This is a genomic window from Sphaerisporangium sp. NPDC049002 (genome assembly GCF_040649355.1).
Classification (GTDB): Bacteria; Actinomycetota; Actinomycetes; order Streptosporangiales; family Streptosporangiaceae; genus Sphaerisporangium.
Genome location: NZ_JBEZFH010000113.1, coordinates 1 through 22,985, shown reverse-complemented (window position 1 = coordinate 22,985; position 22,985 = coordinate 1). Strand labels below are relative to the sequence as shown.

Here is a 22,985-nt window from a genome sequence, read left to right as displayed (position 1 = left end):
CGGGCGGGGGGGGCAACCCCGAGCGCGTGGGGGGTGTGCGGCTACGCCCCCACCCCCCGGCCCGCCAGCGCCCCCGCCCCCGCCGCCCCCCCCCCCCCCGCGGGGCGCCCCGCCCCGCCCCCCCCCCCCCCCCCCCGCCGGTCACGTCGAGATCAGGAGTTCACCCGATGACCACTATGACCGCGAGGGGAAGGCGGCGCACCCCGGGGGCGGTGCGGCGCGGCCTGCGCCGTAATCTCACGGCGTACGGCTTCCTCTGCGGGGCGCTGATCTGCTTCGCGTTCTTCTCCTGGTACCCGATGGTGCGGGAGTTCCTGCTCAGCTTCCAGAAGACCAACTTCGTCGGGCCGCCCGAATGGGTCGGCCTCGACAACTTCCAGACGGTGACCGAGGACTCGGCGTTCGGCCCGGCCTGGGTCAACACCGCGATGTTCACCGGCCTCGCGCTCATCGTCGGATACGCGGTGCCGTTCGTCGCCGCCATCGTCCTCAACGAGCTGCGGCACGCCAAGGCGTACCTCAGGTTCGTCGTCTACCTTCCCGTGATGCTGCCGCCGGCCGTCGCGGTCCTGCTGTTCAAGTGGTTCTACGACCCGGGACCCGGGCTCTTCAACCAGATCCTCAGCATGGTGCACCTGCCCCCGCTGGCCTGGCTGGACTCCACGACGACGGCCCTGCTCTCGCTGGTCATCGTCTCGACCTGGATGAACCTCGGGACCGGCACGCTGATCTATCTCGCGGCTCTGCAGAGCATCCCGAGCGAGCTGTACGAGGCGGCCGAGCTGGACGGCGCGGGGCTGTTCAAGCGGGTGTGGCACGTCACCATCCCGCAGACCAAGCTGATCCTGCTGGTGATGCTGCTGCTCCAGGTCGTCGCCACCATGCAGGTGTTCATCGAGCCGTACCTGCTCACCGGAGGCGGCCCCGAGAACGCCACGGTCACCGTCGCCTACCTCATGTACCAGTACGCCTTCAGCTTCGGCAACTTCGGCGGCGGCGGCGCGCTGGGGCTCATGCTCATGCTCGTGCTGATGGTGTTCTCCGCCGTCTACCTGCGTGTCTCGCGGGACAACCAGATCTAGGAGGGAGGGCGTCGATGTCGCACAGCACAGTTGAGTCGTCGAGCAGTGGCGTCGAGTCGGACCGTCACGTTCGCCTCGTCCCCCCGCCGGCGTCCGGTCACGGGAAGGCGCGCCGTTCCCGCTCGCCGAAGAAGAAGATGGAGCGCCAGTTCCGCGGCCTGGTCTCGCCGCACACGCTGAACACCGGGCGCGGGCGCGTCGTCTACTGGATCGTCCTCGTGACGGTGGTGGTGCTCTTCACCGCGATCTTCGTGTTCCCCTTGTACTGGATGGTCACCGGGGCGCTGAAGTCCTCCGACGAGCTCGCCCAGATACCCCCGTCGTTCTTCCCCACGTCGATCGACTGGAGCGTGTACAAGGAGGCCTGGGACCAGCTCGACCTGGGCCTGTTCCTGCGCAACACGGTCATCTACGCGGCGGGAGCGTGGCTGTTCACCCTGGCCATCGACGTGACGGCGGCCTACGCCCTGTCGAAGCTGCGGCCGGTGCTCGGCAAGGCCATCCTCGGCCTGATGCTGGCCACGCTGATGATCCCGCCGATGGTGATCCTGCTGCCGGCGTACCTGACGGTCAAGGACCTTCCGATCTTCGGCTGGAACCTGCTGAACACGCCGTGGGCGATCTGGCTGCCCGCCGCCGCCAACGGGTTCTACATCTTCCTGCTCAAGCGGTTCTTCGACTCGATTCCCAAGGAACTGCTGGAGGCCGCCGAGATCGACGGCGCCACGCCGTTCCGGATCCTGTGGTCGATCGTTCTCCCGGTGTCCCGGCCGATCATCGGCGTGGTGTCCATCCTGTCGGTCGTGACCGTCTGGAAGGACTTCGTCTGGCCTCTGCTCGTACTGCCCGACAGCGACAAGATGTCGATCAGCGTGGGCATCTCCTCGCTCTCGGCCCAGATGCCGCAGAACGTGCTCATGGCGGCGCTGGTCATCGCCAGCATCCCGGCCATCGTGGTCTTCTTCGTCTTCCAGCGGAGCATCATGGCGGGTCTCACCGCCGGAAGTCTCAAGGGATGAGCGGGCGCGCCGCGCACCGGAGCCACGCTGGCCTCCGGGAGACGGCGCGAGCCCGTCACCCAGTCACGCCGGCCCGCAAGGAAAACGGCGCACCGGCCGTACACCATGCCGCCCGCGCCGTACACGCAGCGACCCGGGCCGTCCATCGAAACGGCGCGAGCCGCACACCGAATCTGTAAGGGAGAGACTCCAGCATGTCCGAAACGTGGTGGCGGGGAGCCGCGATCTACCAGGTCTACCTGCGAAGCTTCGCCGACGGCAACGGCGACGGCATCGGTGACCTGGCTGGACTGCGGTCCCGCTTGCCCTACCTCTCCGATCTCGGTGTCGACGCGATCTGGCTCAACCCCTGGTACCCCTCCCCGATGGCGGACGGCGGCTACGACGTCGCCGACTACCGCGACATCGAGCCGTCCTTCGGCACGCTGGCCGAGGCGGAGAAGTTCATCCAGGAGTCGCACGCGCTGGGCATCAAGACGATCATCGACATCGTCCCCAACCACGGCTCCGACCAGCAGGAATGGTTCGTCCAGGCGCTGGCCGCCGGGCCCGGCTCCCCCGAACGGGAGCGGTTCTGGTTCGCCGACGGCCGCGGCGACCTGCCGCCCAACGACTGGAAGTCCATCTTCGGCGGCCCGGCCTGGACCCAGGTGGCCGACGGGCAGTGGTACCTCCACCTGTTCGCCCCGGAACAGCCCGACTTCAACTGGACCAACCCCGAGGTCGTCGAGGAGTTCCACGACGTCCTGCGGTTCTGGTTCGACCGGGGCGTGGACGGCATCCGCATCGACTCCGCGGCCGTCCTGATCAAGGACTTCGCCAGCGTCGAGGAGTCCTACACCGACCACGACGCCGTCCACGAGATCTACCGGGGCTGGCGGCAGATCGCCGACGAGTACGGCGAGCGCATCCTCATCGGCGAGGTCTGGCTGCCCGACCAGGAGCGTTTCGCGCTCTACCTGCGTCCCGACGAGATGCACACCGCGTTCAACTTCGACTTCATGGCCCGCCCGTGGGACGCCGCAGAGCTGCGCGCGTCGATCGACATGACGCTGGCCACGCACGTGCCGATCAGCGCCCCGCCGACCTGGGTGCTGTCCAACCACGACGTCCCTCGCCCGGTGACGAAGTACGGCAGGGAGGTGACGTCCTTCGACCATGGCGAGCGCAGGGACGGCGCCCCGTCGGACCTGGCGCTCGGCGAGCGCAGGGCCCGGGCGGCCGCGCTGCTGGCGATGTCGCTGCCCGGCAGCCTCTACGTCTACCAGGGAGAGGAGCTGGGCCTGCCCGAGGTCGACGACATCCCCGACGAGCTGCGCCAGGACCCCATGTGGACCCGGTCGAAGCACACCGTTCCCGGCCGGGACGGCTGCCGGGTGCCGCTGCCGTGGTCGGGCCAGGAGCCCCCGTTCGGCTACAGCACCGGGGAGCCCTGGCTGCCCCAGCCCGCCTCGTGGAAGAGCCTGACGGCCGAGTCGCAGGCCGAGGACGCCAACTCCATGCTCTGCCTCTACCGCACCGCGCTGCGGATCCGGCGGGCCGAGCTCGGTGACGGCTCGCTGCGCTGGCTCGACTCCGAGGACGGCGTGCTGGCCTTCACCCGCGAGTCCGGGCTCACCTGCGTGGTCAACTTCAACCCCGGCCCGGTCGAGCTGCCGCCCCACGAGGGCGTGCTGCTCGCGAGCGGCCCGCTGGAGGGGAACGAACTCCCCTCCGACACAGCCGTCTGGCTCCGCACCGGCTAGCCCGTCATCGAGGCCCGCTCCGGGTGACGACCCGTACGGCTTGCGCCCGCGGCGCAAGCCGTACTCCGCGGGTGGGTGGAGCCGCCGGCTAGCCGAACAGGCCGGTCTCGCGGCCGTCCTCGCCGGTCGGGCCCGGCTCCCCCGCGAGCCTGGTGAAGTACTCCACGGGCAGCACGGGCTGGCCGACGTCGTTGGACAGCGCGAAGTACGTGCCGTCCACGCTGATCTGCGTGCGGTGCGCGCGCAGGGCGGCGATCTTGGCGTCCAGGTGAGCGGTCGCGTCGACGTACGTGGTGACCTGGTCGTCGGGGACGCCGAACCCGAAGTCCTCCACGGACTTCAGCCGCTCGAAGGGCCCGGTGTCGACGGCCTTCTCCAGCACCGACAGCGGCATCGCGGTGGCGTAGAACCGCGACGGCGACCACGGCTCGCCGTCGCCGAAGGACGGGTCGGCTGCCTTCTCGAACGCCCGCCAGGCCACGCGGTGCGCCTGGATGTGGTCGGGGTGGCCGTAGTACCCGTTGTCGTCGTAGGTCACGATCACCTGGGGCCGTACCTCGCGGACGACGCCGACCAGCTCCGCCGCGGCGAGGTCGAGGTCGGACTGCCAGAAGCACGCGGGGTCGTCGTTGGTGGCCGCCCCCATCATGCCGGAGTCGCGCCAGCGTCCCGCTCCGCCGAGGAACCGGTGGTCCCGCACGCCGAGCGCCGTGCAGGCGCGCGCCAGCTCGCCCACGCGGTACTCCCCGAGGCGGTCCTCCCTGTCGGCGCCGAGGTGCCGCAGCTCAGCGGGGATCACCTCGCCCTCCTCGCCCAGGGTGCACGTGACCAGGCAGACGTGCGCGCCCTCGGCCGCGTACTTGGCCATGGTGGCCCCTGTGCCGATCGACTCGTCGTCGGGGTGAGCGTGGACGAAAAGAATTCGACGATCGGGCGACATGGCCGACCTGCCTTTCCTTTAGGAGTCCCGAGCTGAAGGCTCCGGCCGGAACCCCGGGCCGGGGGGTGTCCCCGCCGGGGTTCGGAGCCGGGATCGAGCCGAGAGGCCGCCTGCCAGGTTCCGCGGTGTTGTTTGGGGATCCATCTTCCCGAGTGTTCCGGCGCGCCGGAAACCGGGGCCCTACTCCGCGAGCACGGCGGAACGGATCCTCGCGGGCGCGGTGGAGCCGCGGACGACAAGCTCCGGTTCGAAGAGCAACTCCTCCGCGGTGACCGTCGCACCCTCTATCTGGCTGACCAGCAGGGTCACGGCCGTCCGGCCCATGGCCTCGATGGGCTGGCGCACCGTGGTCAAAGGTGGATTGGTGCAGTTCATGAAGGCGGAGTCGTCGAACCCGACGACCGAGGCGTCCTCGGGCACCGACATCCCGAGCCGGCGCACGGCGCGTATGGCCCCGAGCGCCAGCGGGTCGCTCCCGCAGATCAGGCCCGTGACGCCCTTCTTCAGCAGCTTGGTGGCCACGGCCTGCCCTCCCTCGGGGGAGAACAGCGTGCGCTCGACCGACTCGGGGCCCACCTCGATGCCGGCCGCGCGCGCCGACGCGATGAAGGCCGCGTGCTTGCGACGCGAGGGGATGTGGTCCTCGGGCCCGAGGACCAGCCCGATGCGCTCGTGGCCGAGCGAGGTCAGGTGGCCGAACGCCTGCTCGACCGCCACGGCGTCGTCCGTGGAGACCTGGGGGAACCCGAGGCTGTCGGTCGCGGCGTTGACCAGCACCACGGGCAGCCGGAGCTCCAGCAGCCGGTAGTAGTGCTCGTGGGGCGCGTCCGCCTCGGCGTAGTGCCCGCCCGCGAACACCACCCCGGAGACCTGCTGCTCCAGCAGCATCTCCACGTAGTCGGCCTCGGACAGCCCGCCCGCGGTGCGGGTGCAGAGCACGGGCGTGAACCCCTGCTGGGCGAGCGCGCCGCCGACCACCTCCGCGAGCGCCGGGAATATCGGGTTGCCCAGCTCGGGGAGCACCAGGCCCACCAGGCGGGCCCGCTCACCCCGGAGCTGGGTGGGGCGCTCGTAGCCGAGCACATCGAGAGCGGTCAGCACGGCGGCGCGAGTCGACTCCGCCACGCCGGGCTTGCCGTTGAGCACCCGGCTGACGGTCGCCTCGCTGACGCCGACCTTCTTCGCCACTTCCGCAAGTCGCCGTGTCACGGCGCAATCATAGGTCGGAAAGCTGCAAGCCGCTTACATTCCGGCGGCTTTGGATGAAACCGGCCTACATCAGGATCGGTCCAACCGTGCCGACGGCCCGTGCCCGCACTCGGGCGCCCCCGGCCCGCTCCGGCCGCCACACGCCGCCCGCGCCCGCGTCCGTACGGCCTGAACTGGGCAGGCATGATCGGCGGCCACGGTCACCTCGGGAGGCGCCCGGCTGTGACGTGGATTTGCACCGCCTTACGGGCGCTTGCAACTCCAGCCACCGGCGCTTGTCAGCGAGCGGATCGAACCCGTGGCAATCGATTTGCGCCATCACGCAGAACCCTCGCAGAGCGGGTCAGGCCCAGAAAGTGATCAAGCGGTCGGCGACGGCACGGCCCTGGGCGTAACCGGCCTCGGCGCAGGGGGTGCGCACGGCGGGGTCCAGCGGGTCGGCGCCCATGGCGCTGAGCGACGCCTTGTCAGGGATGACCACTTCCACCTCCGCCCCCGTGCCGAGGGACTCCACCTGCCGCGCGAGCTGCGGGTCTTCGAGGGGGGCGAGGACCAGGACGCGGTCGTACCCGGCGGCCAGATCGGCGTTGACCCCGGACCGGACCCCGCCGTCCATGTAGCGGCCGGCGCCGATGGTGACCGGGGGCCACACGCCCGGCACGGCGCAGCTCGCCGCCACCGCGTCGACCAGGTCGACCCCGGAGGCCCGGTCGAACACGCGGGGCTCGCCCGTGGAGGTGTCCACGGCCACGAGCGCGATGTCGGCCTCGGGCCACTCGTGGCGGGGAAGCCGGTTCGCGATCACCTCCCGGCGTACGGGCTCGGGGACGGTCCTGGCCGCGAGGGCCAGCTCGCCGACCTCCCTGCGCACCTGGGCGAGGTCCTGTGTGCGCTGGTAGAGGGCCTCGAACGAGGACACCAGCTCCTCGACCGCGATGCCGCTCGGCAGCTCCTTGTTCTGCAGGGCCGGGTCGGCCTGGCGGCGGTAGAGCTCCTCCAGCGGCACGTCGGTGGTCACCTGCGCGGCGACGGTCGCGCCCGCGGACGTACCGATGATCTTGTCGGCCGCGCGGCACTGGACGCCGCCCTCGGCCAGCCCGGCGAGGACCCCCGTCTCCCAGGCGATGCCCGCCACCCCGCCGCCGCCAAGCACCAAAGCACGCTTTTTCATGACAGATCCCCTGCCTCGTTCCGGAAGATCATGCTAGCCGTCCAGAGTCCTGGCCTGGGCCCGGGCCGCCGGTCACGACCGCCACGAGCCGGGTGCCCGGCGGGAACGCCTCCCTGGTGACCAGGTCGAAAATCCCGTACATCATCTTGGCCACGTAGACGCGGTCGAGCGTCCGGCCGTGCCGTGCCACGAAGTCCTCGACGAAGGCGCCGAGCTCCTTGGTCGTCTTCGCGTATCCGCCGAAGTGGAAGCCGCATTCGAGGCTCCAGCCCGGCGACGGCGTGCCGAAGGCCTCGCGTTGCAGGCGCTCCACCTCGCCGGCCAGGTACTCGCCGCCCTTCAGGACGGGGAACCCCACCGCCCGGCACCCCGCGGGCAGGGCGGACGCGATGCCCGCGAGGGTGCCGCCCGTCCCGCACGCGCAGCAGATCACGTCGTACGCCCGCCCGCCGCCGCCCTCCGGGCCCGGAGCGAGGGCCCGGAGCTGGGCGTCGACCTCCGAGGGCAGCTCCGCGCAGCCCTGGACCGCGTACGCGTTGCTGCCGCCCTCCGGGAGGAGGTAGAAATCACCCCACACGGCGCGCAACCGGGCGATCACCTCCGGGGAGTCCTTGGCCCGGTAGGTGGAGCGGTCGAGGTAGGCGATCCGCATCCCGCGCGCCGCGGCGTACGCGAGCGACGGGTTGAGCGGGAGGTGCTCCTCGCCGCGGATCACGCCGATGGTCGCGAGCCCGAAATGGTGCCCGGCCGCGGCCGTGGCCCGGATGTGGTTGGAGTAGGCGCCGCCGAAGGTCAGCAGCGTGCCCTTCCCCTGCCGCGCGGCCTCGGCGAGGTTGTGCTTCAGCTTGCGCCACTTGTTCCCCGGCAGCTCGGGATGGATCAGGTCGTCGCGCTTCAGGAACAGCCGGACCCCGCCCAGCCGCTCGTCGCGCAGCTCCTCCACCGGGCTCGGGAGCCGCAGCGCGAGTCCCGGGGGGAGTGTCTCGCCGTTGTCCACAGGGCCAGCTTGGCACGCGAACCGGCCGCGGGCGGTCGGTAGGCTACGACCCGACCCCGAACCTGAGGAGCCGCCGTCATGCGTGCTGTCGATGCCTTCCGTGCGGCGTTCGGCCGCGAGCCCGAGGGTGCCTGGCACGCTCCCGGGCGGGTCAACCTGATCGGGGAGCACACCGACTACAACGACGGTTTCGTGCTGCCGTTCGCGGTGCCCTGGGGGGTCACGGCCGCCGTGGGCCGGCGCGACGACGACACGATCACGCTGCTCTCCCTCCAGGCCGGCGGCGAGGGCGGCCCCGCCGGCCGTCCTCAGGTGATCCAGGAGTACGAGCAGGCCGAGGGCTGGGCCCGTTATGTCGTGGGTGTCTTCTGGGCGCTGCGGCAGGCGGGTCACCCCGTGCGCGGCGCCGACCTAGTGATCGACGGTGACGTGCCGCAGGGCGCGGGGCTGTCCTCCAGCGCCGCGCTTGAGGTGGCCGTCGCCATGGCCCTCGACGACCTGTACGACCTGGGCCTGAGCAAGCTCGACCTCGCCCTGCTCGCGCAGAAGGCCGAGAACGACTTCGTCGGCATGCCCTGCGGCATCATGGACCAGGCCGCCTCCGCGCTCAGCCAGGAGGGCCACGTCCTGTTCATGGACTGCCGGAGCCTCGCGACCCGTGCGGTCCCGCTCGACCTGGCCGCCGACGGGCTCCAGATCCTGATCATCGACACCGGTGCCCACCACGAGCTCGCCGACGGGCAGTACGCCCGCCGCCGACGCGACTGCGAGAGCGCGGCCAAGCGTCTCGGGGTCGACGCCCTGCGCGACGTCACCGACCTCGCCGGAGCCCTGTCCGTGCTCGACGGCGACGAGCGCAAGCGCGTCCAGCACGTCGTCACCGAGAACCACCGAGTGCAGGCGCTGATCGGGCTGCTGCGCGCGGGGGCCGTCCGCGAGATCGGCGCCCTGCTGAACGCCTCCCACCTCTCCCTCCGCGATCAGTACGAGGTGTCCTGCCCCGAGCTCGACGTGGCCGTCGAGGCGGCGGTGCGGGGCGGGGCTCGCGGCGCCCGCATGACCGGGGGCGGCTTCGGCGGCTCGGCGATCGCCCTGGTGGCCGACGAGCGGCTCGAAAGCGTGCGCGAGGAGATCACCAGGGCGTACGGGCAGCGGGGCTGGGCGCCCCCGCGCTTCCTCCCCGCCGTCCCCGCCGCCGGAGCCCGCCGCCTCGGCTAGAGCTCTGGCCCACCTCGGTCTGGCGTCCCAGGCCTCGATCAGGCCTCAAGCCTCAGGGCTCAGGGCTCAAGCCGCAGGGCTCAGGGCTCAGGCCACTTTGGCGACCGTCGGGGTGAGGGTTTCGGCGAGGAGGGTGCGGGCCAGGGCGTCGGCGTGGCGGATCAGGGCCGCGTCGAGCCCCCGGGGCAGGGTCGTTCCCCCGCCTCCGGTGGTCCAGGGGCCGAAGGCGAACCGCCGGGGGTGCGCCGCCCCCGCGTGGTCGACGATGCGCCGGTCGGGCAGGCGCACCTTCAGCAGCCCCGCCTCCTCGGAGCACTCACCCCGCGCGTACAGCCGCTTGACCAGCGGGTCACGGGTACGGCTGACGCTGGGTTCCGGCCGCCTCGCCTCGATGAGGCCCAGGGCGGTCAGGGGTCCCGGCACGGTGGTCCCGGTCGCCCGCCAGGTGCCGGTCTCGTGGGGCTCGACCCGGGTGTCCGTGCCCAGGAAGGTGACGATCCCCGCCCTGCCGAGGGCCCTCAGCTCGGCGAGGCGCGCGGCGGGCAGCCCCCCGCCGGCGTGGTCCGCGAACCCCTGGAACCACGGATCCTGCGGCACCCGCCCGGCGAGCACGTCGAGCACGCCCCGCAGCCCGTAGATCATGGCGAGGTCGGCGCTGTGCGCGGGGTCGGCCCTGCGGGACAGGTCGGCGGCGAGGTAGCCGTGCATCCACCTCTGCAGGCCGGGCAGGTCGCCGAAGCGCATGCCGGCGAGCGGGCGGTCGAACCGGGCGAGGTTGAGCCGGTCCTCGAAGCGGGGCACGGCCCTGCGGATCAGCGCCCGCATCGCCTTGCCCTCCCACTCCTCGGGGGCGTAGGCCTCCGCGAAGTCGGCCCAGCGCATGCGGGCCCGCTCCGGGTGGGCGGTCAGGATCTCGTGGTAGTACGCGAAGGCCAGATCCTTGGCGACCAGCGGCCACACCTCCCGCCGGAAGTCGTACGGCCGGTCGGCCGCCAGCGCCGTGACGAACCTCGGAGCCGGCGGGTGGTCGCCTCGCAGGTCGTAGTCGATCCTGGCGCGGGAGGGCACGCCGCGCCGGGACCCGGCGTGGATCAGCGGCTCCCTGCCGCCGGGGACGTAGGTCAGCTCGCCGTCCCGGTCGCGCCTGAAGCGGCCCCCGCGGCCGGTGGTCAGCTGGGCCAGCACGTCGGCGAAGACCGTGCCGAGGCCACGCACCAGCACGGGCTGCCCGCCGGGCACGTGGTCGAGCGGCAGGTTGCCCGCGTAGCCGGTGGGCCGGTAGTACAGGCTGTTCCGGCGGGCGAAGCCGAGCCGCTCCAGCTCCTCCGGCGTCGCGACGACGTCCACGTGGTGCTGGGCGAGGACCACGGCGTCGGCGTCGACGCTGGTGCCGTCGTCCAGCAGCACCCTGCGGCCGGCCAGGTCCACCGCCCTCGCACTGTGGACGTGGACGCGCACCCCTGGCGGTCGCGACTCCGGGCCGCCCGCTCCGCGACCGGCCGAGGACGCGTCCACGACATGGATGTCGAGCGGACGCCAGCCGATCATCTCGGAGGCGTTGGCGCAGATGCGCTCGACCAGGCAGGTCGCGCCTGGCCCGGCACCGATGACGCAGACGGATCCGGTCACGCTCGCCTCCCCTGATTTACCTATTTAGAAGGTAGGAAATACATGAATATCTGTCAAGACATGGTAAGACGAAACGGCACCTCCTGTCCGGAGAAGCTCCGGAGAAGGCACCGTTTCGATCAAGGTTTTACCGTCGTACGCACGCCCGTCACTGGGAGGCGAACTGCGCGACTCCCGGATCCGCCTTCGCGGCGAATGTGTCTACTTCCACAGGAAACCGGGACCGCAGCCCGCTCGCTTCGAGCACACGGCGTACGGGAGATGAGGGGGCCACGAGACGAACTCCGCCACCGAGAAGCAGCGAACGGCGCCGGGCGGCCATGAGCGCTCCGAGCCCGCTGGCGTCCATGAAGGTCACTTCGGAAAGGTCCAGGACGAGGCGGGCCCGAGACGGCTGGAGCGCGGCGAGGAGCCGCTCACGCAGCGCTGGAGAGCACGAGATGTCGACGTCCCCACTGACGCGGCACAAGGCCGTGTCGGCGCGAACGGTGACGGACAGGTCCATCAAGGACCTCCAATCAATGGACGCGAGGGCGGCTCGCGGTGGTGCAAACCGCCCCGACTTGCGTCCTTGGGGTGAAGGCGGCAGAGCCGCCTTCACAGGAGCCTCTCGGCTCGAATACTGACTAGAGCGGGCGAACCTGCTCCGCCTGGGGGCCCTTCGGGCCACGCGTCGTCTGGTAGTCGACGCGCTGGTTCTCCTCCAGGCTGCGGTAGCCACTCGAGTCGATGGCGGAGTAGTGGACGAAGACGTCCGCACTGCCGTCATCGGGAGCGATGAAACCGAAGCCCTTTTCGGCGTTGAACCACTTGACGGTTCCCTGAGCCATAAAACTGATCTCCTCATGAGACGATCTACGAGGTCCACGGGCGTGGAGCCCCGGGTTGTTTAGCGACCGACCGCCCCTTGAAAGCACATTGGCTTCGCACGGTGGAACGCCCGCTGTAAGAACTCCGCAGGCGCTGCTACACGTTAACGAACCTCCACTACAACCACTGCCATTCAACACCATGTGGAGCCCCATCGCCAACGCCGGGGGCCCCAGGCCCGCAAACGCCCGGCCTCCCTAGGTGGAGGGCCGGCCGGACCCTGGGAGACAGGGGCGGATACCACGCAGGAAGGCGGAAAGCGGCTAGCCGAGCGGCGGAAAAGCGGGGGGACGGCGCTCCAGGAAACTGGCCACGCCCTCCGCGAAATCGGGCCGCCCGAACGCCTCGATCATCAGCCGGACGGCCTCGGTGGCGGAGTCGTCGAGGGACTCCTGCCAGGCGCCCCAGACCTGCCGCTTGATCACGGCCATCGAGGCCGGCGAGCTGTGCGCCGCCAGCTCGCGCGCGTAGGCGACCGCCTCTTCGAGCAGCCGCTCCCCTGGCACCACGCGGTTGACCAGCCCGAGCTCGCCCGCCTCCGCACCGGTGAACGTACGGCCCGAGAGCAGGAGGTCCATGGATTTCGCCTGCCCGATGAGCTTGGGCAGGATCCACGCGAGGCCGTACTCGGCGATCAGGCCGCGACGGGCGAACGCCGTGGTCCACTTGGCGTCGGCCGCGGTGAGGACCACGTCGCACACCAGCGCGTGGACCATGCCGAGCCCCGCGCAGGCGCCGTTGACGGCCGCGACGATCGGCTTGCGGATCGTCGTGGGATGGGTGTTCGGGCGCTTGTCGGGCTCCTCGTCGTACGAGCCGTCCTGCAGGGCGGTGAGCGTCTGGAAGTCCGCGCCCGCGCAGAAGCCCTTGCCCGCGCCGGTGACCACGATCGCACGCACGTCCGGGTCGCGCTCGGCCTCCTCCAGCAGGTCGAAATAGCGCCGCCCCATCGCGTCGATCCAGGCGTTCAGCCGGTCCGGCCGGTTGAACGTCAGCGTGAGCACGCCCTCGTCCAGCGACGACAGCACGAGATCGGACATCGAACCTCCCGGAGAGACCACTACCGAATAACGTTCTACACCAATTTCCGCAGAGGAAGGAGCCGGGTCACCCCTCGTACTCGCTCGTGCGCGGGTGGTGGACGAAGGCGGGCGACAGCTGTACGTCGTCGTAGTAGCGGTGGAAGACCGGGGTGAGCGACCCGGAGAGCGGCGGGACGATCCACGACCAGTCGGCGGGACAGATCCGCCCGGAACGCTCCTCACGCTCCAGATGCGAGATGAACCGCCGGGCCTCGGTGTGGTGGTCGGTGATCGTCACGCCCGCCCGCCCGAACGAGTGCAGCACGGCGACGTTCAGCTCGACCAGGGCCTGGTCCTTCCACAGGGTGCGGTCGCTGGAGGTGTCGAGCCCGAGCCGGTCGGCGACCACGGGGAGCAGGTTGTAGCGGTCCTCGTCCGCCAGGTTCCGCGCGCCGATCTCGGTCCCCATGTACCAGCCGTTGAACGGCGCGCAGGGGTAGCAGACGCCGCCGATCTCCAGGCACATGTTGGAGATCGCGGGCACCGCGTGCCAGCGCAGCCCGAGATCGGCGAACCAGGGGTGCGCGGGGTGTTCGAGCGGCACCTCAAGGATCGCGTCCCCGGGAACGGTGGCGAGCAGGGGTGGCTTGCCCCCCGCCTCCACGACCAGCGGCAGGACGTCGAACTCCGAGCCGGAGCCGCCCGTCCAGCCCAGGCGGCGGGCCGTGGCGGTGAAAGCGGCGTTGCGCGCGTCCCCCGCCACGACGGCCCCCTCCGGCCCGAGGTGCCCGGCGTAGCGGATGAGCTGCTCGTTCCAGACCCTCGGCCCCGGCCGGCCGGGCCGATCCTGCGCGAAGACCGTGATCGTCGGACGGATCCGCCCGGACGCGGTCGCCTCGCGCAGGTGGTTGACGCACTCCACCGCGACCCCTTCCGCGGTGTCGACGGAGCGGTGGTCCCGCACCCGGAGCGACCGCCAGTACAGGCGGCCGATGCACCGGCCGCTGTTGCGCCAGGCGACCCGGGCGCCGAAGGCCAGCTCCTCGGCCGTGTGGGTGTAGGTCCCGTACTGGCCGATCTGTGCCAGCACCTGGCGCAACCGTGGCTCGACGGGCCCCGCCGAGGGGGTCTCGGCGTGGTACGTCCGCAGGAAGCTCTCGGCGTCCACGGGGTCCACGGGGCCGGTGCCGGCGCCTCCCCTGTGCGGGGAGGGACCTCCCGAGGGCGCCTCCCTCTGTGCCGCGCCCGGCCCCGGGGAGGGGGAGGGACACGAGATCCGACGTCGAGCTCTGAACCACGCCAGCATGTACAGACCGCCACACCGTGCTCACGAGCGTCGGCACCGTTTCCGGGCGGTGCGGCGCCCTGCGCGCAGCGGCCTTCCCCGCTGCGGTTGCATGATCCGCGGCAGCCGGGCCGTCGAGCCCCCACGCGAACGCCATCACATCAGGAGCAGGCGTGTGACGCAGTGACACGAAGCACGGCAGACCCACATCTTGGGCCATCTTCGGCGATTTGTCCCCCATATCTCAGAGGGATCTTCGGAAGTCCTGAAACGCCGGAGGCCCCAGGATGAACTCCTGGGGCCTCCGGCGTGTGGCTCCCGCGATAGGACTCGAACCTATAACCTGCCGGTTAACAGCCGGCTGCTCTGCCGATTGAGCTACACGGGATCGTCTGGCGCGTCGCTCGGAGAGGCTTTCGGCCCTTCCTTGCGGCGCGGAACTAGATTAGCGCATTCCGGGGGGTGCGTGTCGCACCCAGATCATCCAAGCGTCTCGCCGAACCCGCGAAAGGGCGGCCTTCCGGCAGAACGCGCGGCGCCTTGGGACCATAACCCTTCTCAGCCGGGGTAGGGGAGGCGGAGAGCGGGGATGCCAGCGGCACGCGGAGGTAGAAGATGCGATATCGATTCACGTTCGCCGTGGGCCTGGCCGTCGGCTACGTCTTGGGCAGCCGGGCAGGCCGGGAGCGGTACGAGCAGATCAAGCGAGTGGCACAGCGGGTCGCCGACAATCCCATGGTCCAGCAGGCCGCGGGCGTGGCCGGAGCGCAGGCCTCCAAGGCCGCCGAGGTGACCAGGCACAAGCTCGGCGACGTGCTGGGCGACAGGGTGCCCTTTCTGCACAAGAACGGCTGGGCCGTCGCCAGGGACGACACCGGCACCGGCACCGGCTGGCCGGACACCGAGATGGACCGGGTGACCTGACCCGGCGCCACGCGAAGGCGGCCCACGGGGACTTCCCCGTGGGCCGCCTCGCCGCGCGGTGAGGGCTCTCAGACGGTCCGAGCCCGGTGAGGGCTCTCGTACGGTCCGAGCCCGGTAAGGGCTCTCCGACGGTCCCGAGAGCGCGGTGAGGGCTTTCAGATGCCGAGGTTGCGCCTGAGCTCCTCAAGGGCCTGCTCGGCGGCGGCCCTCAGGCCCGGATCGGTGGAGTCGAGGCCCTGGTCGAAGATGAGCTCCCACTCGGCCGCGTCCTGCCCGGGCACCCGGCGCGCGACCAGACGCACTCCCCCGCGGTCCCCCAGGCGCACGTGCCGGTTCGCCAGGATCGACGAGGTGACCCGCTCCCGCACGGCCTCGGGCAGGCGTCCTGGGTCGGGCAGCGTCATCCGCCGCTCGGTGCCGTCGGTGGCCACGACGCGCAGCCCCTCCTCGTCCCACAGCGCCCGGTCGATCCGATACCAGGGCAGAGGGCTCTCGCCCGGCAGGCGCAGCGCCCGGTCGGTGGCCACGACGTACGAGCCGTCCGGCGTGCGGGCGTGGACGAGCACCCGTTCGCCCGCCTCCAGCGTGACGCCCGCCTCGGCGGGAAGGCTCCGGGAACCCCAGGGAAGTCGCATGGGTGAAAGCTACCCGGCGAGCAGGTCGAGGGTGAGTGCGGCCGACCAGGAGAAGTCACGGCAGCCCCGGCCCATGCCGTCGAAGGGGTCGAAGCACTCGCGGAACCCCGCCTGCCGTACGAGCCGGAGGGTGCTCGCCGCCAGCGACGCCGCGAGGTCCGCGAGACCGTGCGCGACCGCCGCCCGCCAGAGCAGCCAGTTGGTGTTCACCCAGGACGGCCCGCGCCAGTACGTCGACCGGTCGAACTCCAGCGCCCGTACCTCGCAGCTCGGCACGGGATAGCCGCAGGGCCCGATGAAGCGGGACTCCAGCACCTCGGTGAGGACCCCGACGACCGAGGCGGGCATCCCCGGGTCCAGCAGCGGCCCGAAGCAGCCCACCGTGCGGACGGGGATCAGTCGCCCGGCACGCAGGTCGCGCGCGTAGAAGGCGCCGTCCCACAGGCGGTCGAGCAAGGCCCCGCGGATCCGGTCGGCGGCCTCGCGAAAGGGCGCGCGGTCGGCCCCGATGGCCTCCGCGAGCCCGGCCAGCGCCACACAGGAGGCCAGCCAGATGCCGTTGAACAGCGGGTCCTCGACGGCGAAGGGGTGCTCGTCGCGCAGGTAGCCCGCGTCGTACCCGGAGTCGCGGTAGCGCGTGGCCAGCCGCACGTAGCGGTCGTGGTGGCTGTCGGACTCCAGCGCGTGGGCGTACCGCACCACGGGAAGCGCGGCCAGCGGAACGTCCCAGGCGGGGCTGTCGTCCAGCCCCGACTCCCAGGGGTGGACGATCGCGGCGAGGCCGTCCCCGCCGAGGTCGCGGGCCGAGGCCAGGTAGTCGTGCTGGGCGACCAGGCTGGGCCAGGCCCTCCGTACGAAGCCCAGGGCGGCGTCGCGGTCGGCGGCGTACCGCCAGATCCACCACACGGCGCAGGCCTGGAGCGGCGGCTGGGTGAGCCCCGAGGTGATCGCCCCGCGCGGCGCCGCCGGGCACTCGGCCGACCGCCACAGCGACGGCCCGGGGTAGTAGGCCTCAACGGTGGACCGGTCGAAGACGATGTGCGGCACCATCCCGGTGCTCCACTGGCCGGCGAACAGGCTCAGCAGTTCGGCGCAGGCACGGGACCAGCGGCGGCGGGCGAGCCCGATCGCCACGAAGGCGGAGTCCAGGCTCCACTGGTGGGGATAGCGCCCCACCGCCGGCACGGTGGCCGACCCTGTCCAGTTCGCGTCAAGCACGTCGAGTGCGGCCTGCTCGAGCGCGGTGTCGTCGACCGCGGACCGCGCGTCCATCGGGTCGTCGGCAGGAGACCGTCGCCTCCCGGGAGGGGAGCGCCGTCTCCCCGGAGGGAACGCCGTCCGCCGCCGGCGGAGACGGGAGTGCCGTCCCTGCCTTCCTCCTCTCGTGACCGGTACCGGTCCGAGTCACGGCGCCCGGCCGATGGGCTCCGCGTGCCCGGGTCTCAGCCATGACCCCAAGACCTGGGTCTCGGCGTTACCCCCAAGGCCTGGGGCTTTCGTGCCCGGTCTCGGCGTGGCCCCGAGGCATGGGCTTTCCGCGTCCGGCCCACGGCCCGCACGCCCGGCGGGTCATGGACCGGACGGGACGACTCAGTCGAGGTAGTCGCGGAGCATCTGCGCGCGCGTCGGGTGGCGCAGCTTGGCCAGCGTCTTGGACTCGATCTGCCGGATGCGCTCGCGCGTGACGCCGAACTCCCGGCCGACCTCCTCCAGGGTCCTCGGATGGCCGTCGGACAGCCCGAAGCGCAACTGGATGATCCGCTGCTCCCTGTCGGACAGGGTGGCGAGGATGTCGTCCAGCTGGTCCTGCAGCATGATGAAGGCCGCGGCCTCGATCGGCACCACCGCGTCGGCGTCCTCGATGAAGTCACCGAGGTCGGAGTCCTCCTCGCCGATGGGCGACTGGAGCGACACCGGCTCCTGGGCGATGCGCTGGATCTCGACCACGCGGTCGACGGGCAGGTCCATCTCCAGGGCGATCTCCTCGGGAGCCGGCTCCCGGCCGAGATCCTGGTGGAGCTGCCGCTGCACCCGCACCAGCTTGTTGATCGTCTCGACCATGTGCACGGGAATTCGAATCGTCCGCGCCTGGTCCGCGATCGCCCGGGTGATCGCCTGGCGAATCCACCACGTGGCGTACGTGGAGAACTTATATCCCTTGGTGTAGTCGAATTTCTCGACCGCCCGGATGAGACCCAGGTTGCCCTCCTGGATCAGATCGAGGAAGAGCATTCCGCGCCCGACATAGCGTTTCGCGATCGACACCACGAGCCGCAGATTGGCTTCGATGAGCCGCTGCTTCGCCCGGACGCCCTCCCAGACGAGCTCCTCGAACTCCGGCTTGGCCAGCCTCAGGCCGAGATCGCATAATTTGTCCTCGGCGAACAGGCCCGCCTCGATCGCCTTGGCCAGCTCCACCTCCTCCTCGGCGGTCAGCAGCGGAACGCGGCCGATCTCCCGCAGGTATATGCGGACGAGGTCGCTGGTCGGCGCCCGCTTGCCGACGTCCTCCTCATCGGGGCGGACGGTGTCTTCCTCGGCCTGAGGTTCGAGCACCTCCACACCCTTTTCGGCGAGCATCCGCACGACGCGTTCCAGCGCGTCGGCCGGCAACTCGGAGCGGTCAAGCGCGGCGGCCACGTCGTCGACGGTGACGCTTCCGCGCTCCCTTCCTCTCGCGACTAGATCCGCCACCTGATCTACCGATGGCGGTCCACTTGGCAGCACCGATGCACCCACGGGACATAGTCTGCGGTATAGGGACCAGAAAAGGGCAGGCCTATTTTTGGCACAGAAGGTAAGGCGAGAGCCATTACCGAATCGATATCAAACAAAAGTTTGGCCGACGTGAGAAGCGGATAGTAAAGCTAATTACGCTCCGACGGCGCGTTCTCTTAACACCCGCCGTTGTTGTTCGAGCGCCACCAGTTCCCCGAAGAGCCGGTTGTAGTCCTGCTGCTGCTCAACGGGGTTGAGCCGCTCCATCTTGGCCTTGATCTGGAAGAGCGCCCGCGTCACCGCGATCTCGGCCAGGCGGGCCAGCACGGCCGCGCCGTAGCGCTCCTCGCTCGCCAGGTCGGAGCGCACGGGCTCGACCGCGAACCTGGTCGCCAGCGCGCGCAGGGCGTCGTCCTCGGTGTGCTGGAGCAGCAGGTCGACCCACTCGCGCCCGCCCGGGCCGCCCGCCACCGTGCCGCCGGCGGACATGACCAGCTCGTACAGCGCGACGTGCTCGGGCGCGGTGAACGCCTGCGCCCCGAGGGCGTCGAACTCGGGGCCCATGAGCGCGGGACGCTGCACCGCGAGCTTGAGCGCCTCGGACTCGATGCGCACCACGGGGTCGGCCTGATCGACCGGGCGGGGCGCCGCCGCGCGCCTGGCGGGCCGCTCAGGGGCGCCGGGACGGCCGCCGGGGGCGGAGCGCGCGCCGACCTCCTGGATGCGCCGCAGCACCATGCGCTCGTCCATGAACCCGAGCCAGCGGTCGAGGTCGACGGCGTACCTGCCACGCAGGGCCGGGTCCTTGATGCCGGCCACCAGCGGCGCGGCGGCGTCGAGCGCGGCGAGGCGGCCCTCGTTGGAGGTGAGCTCGTAGCGCGAGATGACGCTGCGGATGGCGAAGGCGAAGAGCGGCTCGCGGCTCGCGATCAGGTCGCGCACGGCGCCGTCGCCCTGCTTGACCCGCAGGTCACAGGGGTCGAGCCCGTCGGGCTGGACGGCCACGAAGGTCTGGGTGACGAACTTCTGCTCGTCGGCGAACGCCCGGAGCGCGGCCTTCTGCCCGGCCGAGTCGCCGTCGAAGGTGAAGACGACCTCGCCGCGGAACTCGGCCTGGTCGAGCAGGAGCCGCCGCAGGACCTTGATGTGCTCCTCGCCGAAGGAGGTGCCGCAGGTGGCGACCGCGGTGGGCACGCCGGCGAGGTGACAGGCCATCACGTCGGTGTAGCCCTCGACGACGACCGCCTGGGAGCGCTTGGAGATCTCGCGCTTGGCCAGGTCGATGCCGTAGAGGACGGTGCTCTTCTTGTAGATGGGGCTTTCGGGGGTGTTGAGGTATTTGGGGCCGTCGTCGCTGTCGAGCAGCTTGCGCGCGCCGAACCCGATCACCTCGTTGGTGATGTCGCGGATGGGCCAGACCAGCCGGCCGCGGAATCGGTCGACGGGGCCCCGGCGACCCTCTCTGGCCAGGCCGCCCTTGATCAGCTCGGCGGCGCTGAACCCCCGGCCCAGCAGGTGGCGGGCGAGCCGGTCCCACTCGGCCGGGGCGTAGCCCACCCCGAAGTGCTCGGCGTCGACCCGCTCGAAGCCCCGCTCGGACAGGAACCTGCGGCCGGGCGCCGCCTCGGCCTCCGAGAGCAGGGAGGCGTAGAACTCGGCGGCGGCCTTGTGTGCCTCGATCAGGCGGCTGCGCTCGCCGTGCTCGCGCCCCGGAACGTAACCGCCCTGCTCGTAGCGGAGCTGGATGCCCGCGCGCTGCGCCAGCCGCTCGATGGCGTCGGTGAAGGTCAGGTGCTCAAGCTTGCGGACGAACGTGATGACGTCGCCGCCCTCGGCGCATCCGAAGCAGTACCAGTAGCCTCGGGAGGGCGTGACGTTGAAGGAAGGGGACTTCTCATCGTGGAAGGGGCACAGGCCCTTGAGATTGCCGCCGCCCGCGTTGCGAAGCTGGATATGCTCGCCTACGACCTCGGCGATCGATGAGCGCTCCCGCACGAGCGCGATGTCCTCGTCACTGATCCGCCCTGCCACGCCGTGAGTCTACGGCTCACCACCGACAACCTGGGGCGCGAGCCGTACATGGTGGGTGATTTTCCGCGAATGGGTCGTGTCGGCCATGAAGGTCGGTTACAAAGGAAACGCTCATTTTCGGTAACGTCAGGCGGGTGGAGATCATGCGATCGGGGCGACTCGCCGCCATTGCCGCGACGGTGCTGGTCACCGCGGCCTGCACCGCCCCGGGCGGAGTGGCCGGCATCAGCACGTCGCCGCCCACTTCCGCTCCGGACATCACGGCGAGCACAGCCGCCGAGGCCCTCGGAGCCGCGGAGGCGTTCTCAGGCGAGCCCGGCGCGTCTCCCAGCGGGCCGCGGGGCGAGATCGACGCCGCCACGCTGAAGCCCAGCGCCTCCGCGCCCGCGGTGAAGCCGCCGCCCGGCGACGGCCCGGTCCGGGTGCCCCCACCGCGCCTTTCGAGGTTCAGCTACGTCTTCCCCGTGCGCGGATGCCGGATCAGCTACGCCCGCAAGCAGCTGGTCCTGCCCAAGACCACGATCTGGGCCGGGAAGGGCTGCTCCTTCGTCGCCCCCGTCAGCGGCACCGTCCACGAGGTGAACACCAGGAACCGCTGGAAGTCGTCCACCGACCACGGGGCCGACCGCGAGGGCCGGTTCGTGTCCATCGTCGGCGCCGACGGCGTCCTGTACTTCGGCGGCCACCTCGACACGGTCGCGCAGGGCCTCAAGCCCGGTATGGCCGTGAGCGCGGGCCAGGTGCTCGGGCAGATCGGCGACTCGGGGAACGCCAGAGGCGGGGGCTCAAACCTCTACTTCGCGGTGTCCTGGGCGGCGCCGTCCAAGCTGTGGTGGGTCCGGCGGGGCATGGTCGACCCGTGGACCTACCTGGACGCGTGGCTGAACGGCAACCGCACCCTGTCCCCCGCCCAGCAGGTGGCAGCCGTGCGGGCCAGGGTGGGCGCGGCGCCCCCGTGCCGCACGCTCTGCGCGTCCAAGCCCGGCAAGAAGCCCGAGGAGCGGCCCATCCCGACCCAGAGCGCCGACCCGGACGTCGTCACCACCGGCCGGGCCCGCGGCGAGGCGGGGACGCACGACCGTACTCCGGGCTAGGCGCTAGGCGCGGGAGCCGAGGCTCCGGTGCAGGGCGACCGCGGAGACGTCGGTCAGCGAGGCGATCTGGTCGACGACCACGCGCAGCCGGCCCGCGTCGTCGCCCGCGTCGGCGAAGGCGGCCCGCAGGGCGGGCTCCAGGGTCCCCGGGGCGCCCAGCATGATCATCGAGGCCAGCTCGGCGATCAGCTCGCGCTGGCGGGCCTGGTTGGCGTTGTGGTCTTCCCTGGCCATCACGTAGTGCGCGGTCACCCCCTTGAGCAGCGCGCACTCAAGACGGGCCGCCCTCGGCACGATCAGGTCGGCGCCGTGCCTGGTGAACCCCGGGCCGTACGCCTGGAGGGTGGCGGCCTGCGCGGACAGGCAGAACCGCCCGATCAGCGCGCTGGTGCAGGACTTGAGCGCCACGAGGTCGGCCATGGTGCCCTCGAAGCGGGAGGGCCAGAGCGGCTCGGCGACCAGGCTCGCGAGGGTGTCCTCCAGCTCGGTCAGGGAGGAGTCGACGGCGTACCACTTGAGGGTGCGCTCGCAGACGTCGCGCCGCTCCCCCGGATCCCGCAGCAAAGCCAGTGTGACGTGCCCGGAGTGAAGCGCGTCCTCCAGGTCGTGGACGGAGTAGGCCACGTCGTCGGACCAGTCCATGACCTGCGCTCCGAAGCCGACCCGGGAGGCCGGGACACCCTGCCTCACCCAGTCGAAGACCGGCAGGTCGTCGGGGTAGACGCCGAACTTCGGCCCGTGGGCCGACGTCCAGGGGTACTTCAGCGCCGAGTCGAGCGTCGCGCGGGTGAGGTTGAGCCCGGCGCTCCTGCCGTCGCTCGTGAGGACCTTGGCCTCAAGCCGGGTCAGCAGCCGCAGGCTCTGGGCGTTGCCCTCGAAGCCCCCGCACCGGGCCGCCAGCTCGTTGAGCGCCGTCTCGCCGTTGTGCCCGAACGGCGGATGGCCGAGGTCGTGGGCCAGGCACGCGGTCTCCACCAGATCGGGGTCGCAGCCGAGCGCCTTGCCCATCTCCCTGCCGATCTGGGCGCATTCGAGGGAGTGGGTCAGGCGGGTGCGCCCGATGTGGCGGCCGTGGTCGGGGATCTCCCCCGGCCCGACCACCTGGGTCTTGGCCGCCAGCCGTCTCAGGGCGGCGCTGTGCAGCACCCGCGCGCGGTCGCGTTCGAACGCGCTGCGCTCGGGGTTGCCGGGAGGCTCCGGCACCCATCTCGCCTGCTCGAACTCTTCATAGGCTCTCATCGGTAGCGGGATGCTACCCCCGTGAGGGCCTGCGCATCACAAACATGCAGGAAACTCACGATGTCCGGCGCATCTCCTCTCTCTTCGCAGGTCAGACGGCCCGTAACACCCCCCTACCCGCCGCCGCCCGCACCCCACTGCGAAGCCGCCCACGAAG

Annotated in this window: 20 protein-coding genes and 1 tRNA gene; 6 read left to right on the top strand and 15 right to left on the bottom strand. The window is 71.1% G+C overall.

What is annotated here, in order from left to right; all coding sequences use genetic code 11:
• The first annotated feature begins 167 nt into the window (after window positions 1-167).
• The 3 genes from AB0B89_RS22040 (at window position 168) to AB0B89_RS22030 (ending at window position 3,846) form a co-directional block, all read left to right on the top strand.
• Window positions 168-1,082, top strand: a complete 915-nt coding sequence (locus tag AB0B89_RS22040) for a sugar ABC transporter permease (protein WP_358555761.1) — start codon at window positions 168-170, stop codon at window positions 1,080-1,082.
• 14 nt (window positions 1,083-1,096) lie between these two features.
• Window positions 1,097-2,101, top strand: coding sequence for a carbohydrate ABC transporter permease (locus AB0B89_RS22035; RefSeq protein WP_358555758.1), 1,005 nt, complete (start codon window positions 1,097-1,099; stop codon window positions 2,099-2,101).
• A gap of 194 nt (window positions 2,102-2,295) precedes the next feature.
• The gene (locus tag AB0B89_RS22030) at window positions 2,296-3,846 is read left to right on the top strand and encodes a glycoside hydrolase family 13 protein (RefSeq protein WP_358555755.1); all 1,551 of its coding nucleotides are present in this window, start codon (window positions 2,296-2,298) and stop codon (window positions 3,844-3,846) included.
• An 88-nt stretch (window positions 3,847-3,934) separates the two neighbouring features.
• Here the strand turns inward: AB0B89_RS22030 and mshB are convergent, their stop codons facing one another.
• The 4 genes from mshB to AB0B89_RS22010 form a co-directional block, all read right to left on the bottom strand.
• Entirely contained in the window at window positions 3,935-4,786 is an 852-nt protein-coding gene (gene mshB / locus AB0B89_RS22025) for an N-acetyl-1-D-myo-inositol-2-amino-2-deoxy-alpha-D-glucopyranoside deacetylase (RefSeq protein WP_358555752.1), read from the bottom strand.
• Between the two features lie 180 nt (window positions 4,787-4,966).
• Window positions 4,967-5,995 (bottom strand): LacI family DNA-binding transcriptional regulator, encoded by a 1,029-nt coding sequence (locus AB0B89_RS22020; protein ID WP_358555749.1) that lies wholly within the window; start codon window positions 5,993-5,995, stop codon window positions 4,967-4,969.
• 343 nt (window positions 5,996-6,338) lie between these two features.
• On the bottom strand, window positions 6,339-7,166 hold the full coding sequence (locus AB0B89_RS22015) for a patatin-like phospholipase family protein (protein ID WP_358555746.1): 828 nt from the start codon (window positions 7,164-7,166) through the stop codon (window positions 6,339-6,341).
• A 28-nt stretch (window positions 7,167-7,194) separates the two neighbouring features.
• Window positions 7,195-8,163 (bottom strand): pyridoxal-phosphate dependent enzyme, encoded by a 969-nt coding sequence (locus tag AB0B89_RS22010; protein WP_358555743.1) that lies wholly within the window; start codon window positions 8,161-8,163, stop codon window positions 7,195-7,197.
• A gap of 78 nt (window positions 8,164-8,241) precedes the next feature.
• On the opposite strand from AB0B89_RS22010, the gene galK reads away from it, so the two are divergent.
• Window positions 8,242-9,381 (top strand): galactokinase, encoded by a 1,140-nt coding sequence (gene galK / locus AB0B89_RS22005; RefSeq protein ID WP_358555740.1) that lies wholly within the window; start codon window positions 8,242-8,244, stop codon window positions 9,379-9,381.
• Between the two features lie 87 nt (window positions 9,382-9,468).
• On the opposite strand, the gene AB0B89_RS22000 is transcribed toward galK, so the two are convergent.
• From AB0B89_RS22000 to AB0B89_RS21975, 6 genes are all read right to left on the bottom strand, one after another.
• The gene (locus AB0B89_RS22000; RefSeq protein ID WP_358555737.1) at window positions 9,469-11,010 is read right to left on the bottom strand and encodes a hypothetical protein; all 1,542 of its coding nucleotides are present in this window, start codon (window positions 11,008-11,010) and stop codon (window positions 9,469-9,471) included.
• Between the two features lie 148 nt (window positions 11,011-11,158).
• Window positions 11,159-11,515 carry an STAS domain-containing protein gene (locus AB0B89_RS21995; RefSeq protein ID WP_358555734.1) on the bottom strand — a complete coding sequence of 119 codons (357 nt, stop codon included), beginning with the start codon at window positions 11,513-11,515 and terminating at the stop codon, window positions 11,159-11,161.
• A 121-nt stretch (window positions 11,516-11,636) separates the two neighbouring features.
• A complete protein-coding gene (locus tag AB0B89_RS21990; RefSeq protein WP_248964071.1) occupies window positions 11,637-11,840 on the bottom strand; it encodes a cold-shock protein in 204 nt (67 codons plus the stop codon).
• A gap of 303 nt (window positions 11,841-12,143) precedes the next feature.
• Window positions 12,144-12,920, bottom strand: a complete 777-nt coding sequence (locus tag AB0B89_RS21985; RefSeq protein WP_358555731.1) for an enoyl-CoA hydratase-related protein — start codon at window positions 12,918-12,920, stop codon at window positions 12,144-12,146.
• Window positions 12,921-12,987: 67 nt separating this feature from the next.
• Window positions 12,988-14,070 carry a nitric oxide synthase oxygenase gene (locus AB0B89_RS21980; RefSeq protein WP_358555728.1) on the bottom strand — a complete coding sequence of 361 codons (1,083 nt, stop codon included), beginning with the start codon at window positions 14,068-14,070 and terminating at the stop codon, window positions 12,988-12,990.
• 429 nt (window positions 14,071-14,499) lie between these two features.
• Window positions 14,500-14,575 (bottom strand) — tRNA-Asn (locus AB0B89_RS21975).
• A gap of 227 nt (window positions 14,576-14,802) precedes the next feature.
• On the opposite strand from AB0B89_RS21975, the gene AB0B89_RS21970 reads away from it, so the two are divergent.
• On the top strand, window positions 14,803-15,111 hold the full coding sequence (locus AB0B89_RS21970; protein WP_358555725.1) for a YtxH domain-containing protein: 309 nt from the start codon (window positions 14,803-14,805) through the stop codon (window positions 15,109-15,111).
• 155 nt (window positions 15,112-15,266) lie between these two features.
• On the opposite strand, the gene AB0B89_RS21965 is transcribed toward AB0B89_RS21970, so the two are convergent.
• The 4 genes from AB0B89_RS21965 to dnaG form a co-directional block, all read right to left on the bottom strand.
• Window positions 15,267-15,746, bottom strand: coding sequence for a hypothetical protein (locus AB0B89_RS21965; RefSeq protein ID WP_358555723.1), 480 nt, complete (start codon window positions 15,744-15,746; stop codon window positions 15,267-15,269).
• 9 nt (window positions 15,747-15,755) lie between these two features.
• A complete protein-coding gene (locus AB0B89_RS21960) occupies window positions 15,756-17,018 on the bottom strand; it encodes a hypothetical protein (RefSeq protein ID WP_358555720.1) in 1,263 nt (420 codons plus the stop codon).
• 318 nt (window positions 17,019-17,336) lie between these two features.
• Window positions 17,337-18,473 (bottom strand): RNA polymerase sigma factor RpoD, encoded by a 1,137-nt coding sequence (gene rpoD, locus AB0B89_RS21955; RefSeq protein WP_358555767.1) that lies wholly within the window; start codon window positions 18,471-18,473, stop codon window positions 17,337-17,339.
• 144 nt (window positions 18,474-18,617) lie between these two features.
• The gene (dnaG, locus tag AB0B89_RS21950; protein WP_358555717.1) at window positions 18,618-20,495 is read right to left on the bottom strand and encodes a DNA primase; all 1,878 of its coding nucleotides are present in this window, start codon (window positions 20,493-20,495) and stop codon (window positions 18,618-18,620) included.
• Between the two features lie 143 nt (window positions 20,496-20,638).
• Between dnaG and AB0B89_RS21945 the strand changes: the two genes are divergently transcribed.
• Entirely contained in the window at window positions 20,639-21,589 is a 951-nt protein-coding gene (locus AB0B89_RS21945) for a M23 family metallopeptidase (protein WP_358555764.1), read from the top strand.
• 3 nt (window positions 21,590-21,592) lie between these two features.
• Here AB0B89_RS21945 and AB0B89_RS21940 read toward each other — a convergent pair whose 3' ends face one another.
• Entirely contained in the window at window positions 21,593-22,828 is a 1,236-nt protein-coding gene (locus tag AB0B89_RS21940; protein WP_358555714.1) for a deoxyguanosinetriphosphate triphosphohydrolase, read from the bottom strand.
• Between the last annotated feature and the right edge of the window lie 157 nt (window positions 22,829-22,985).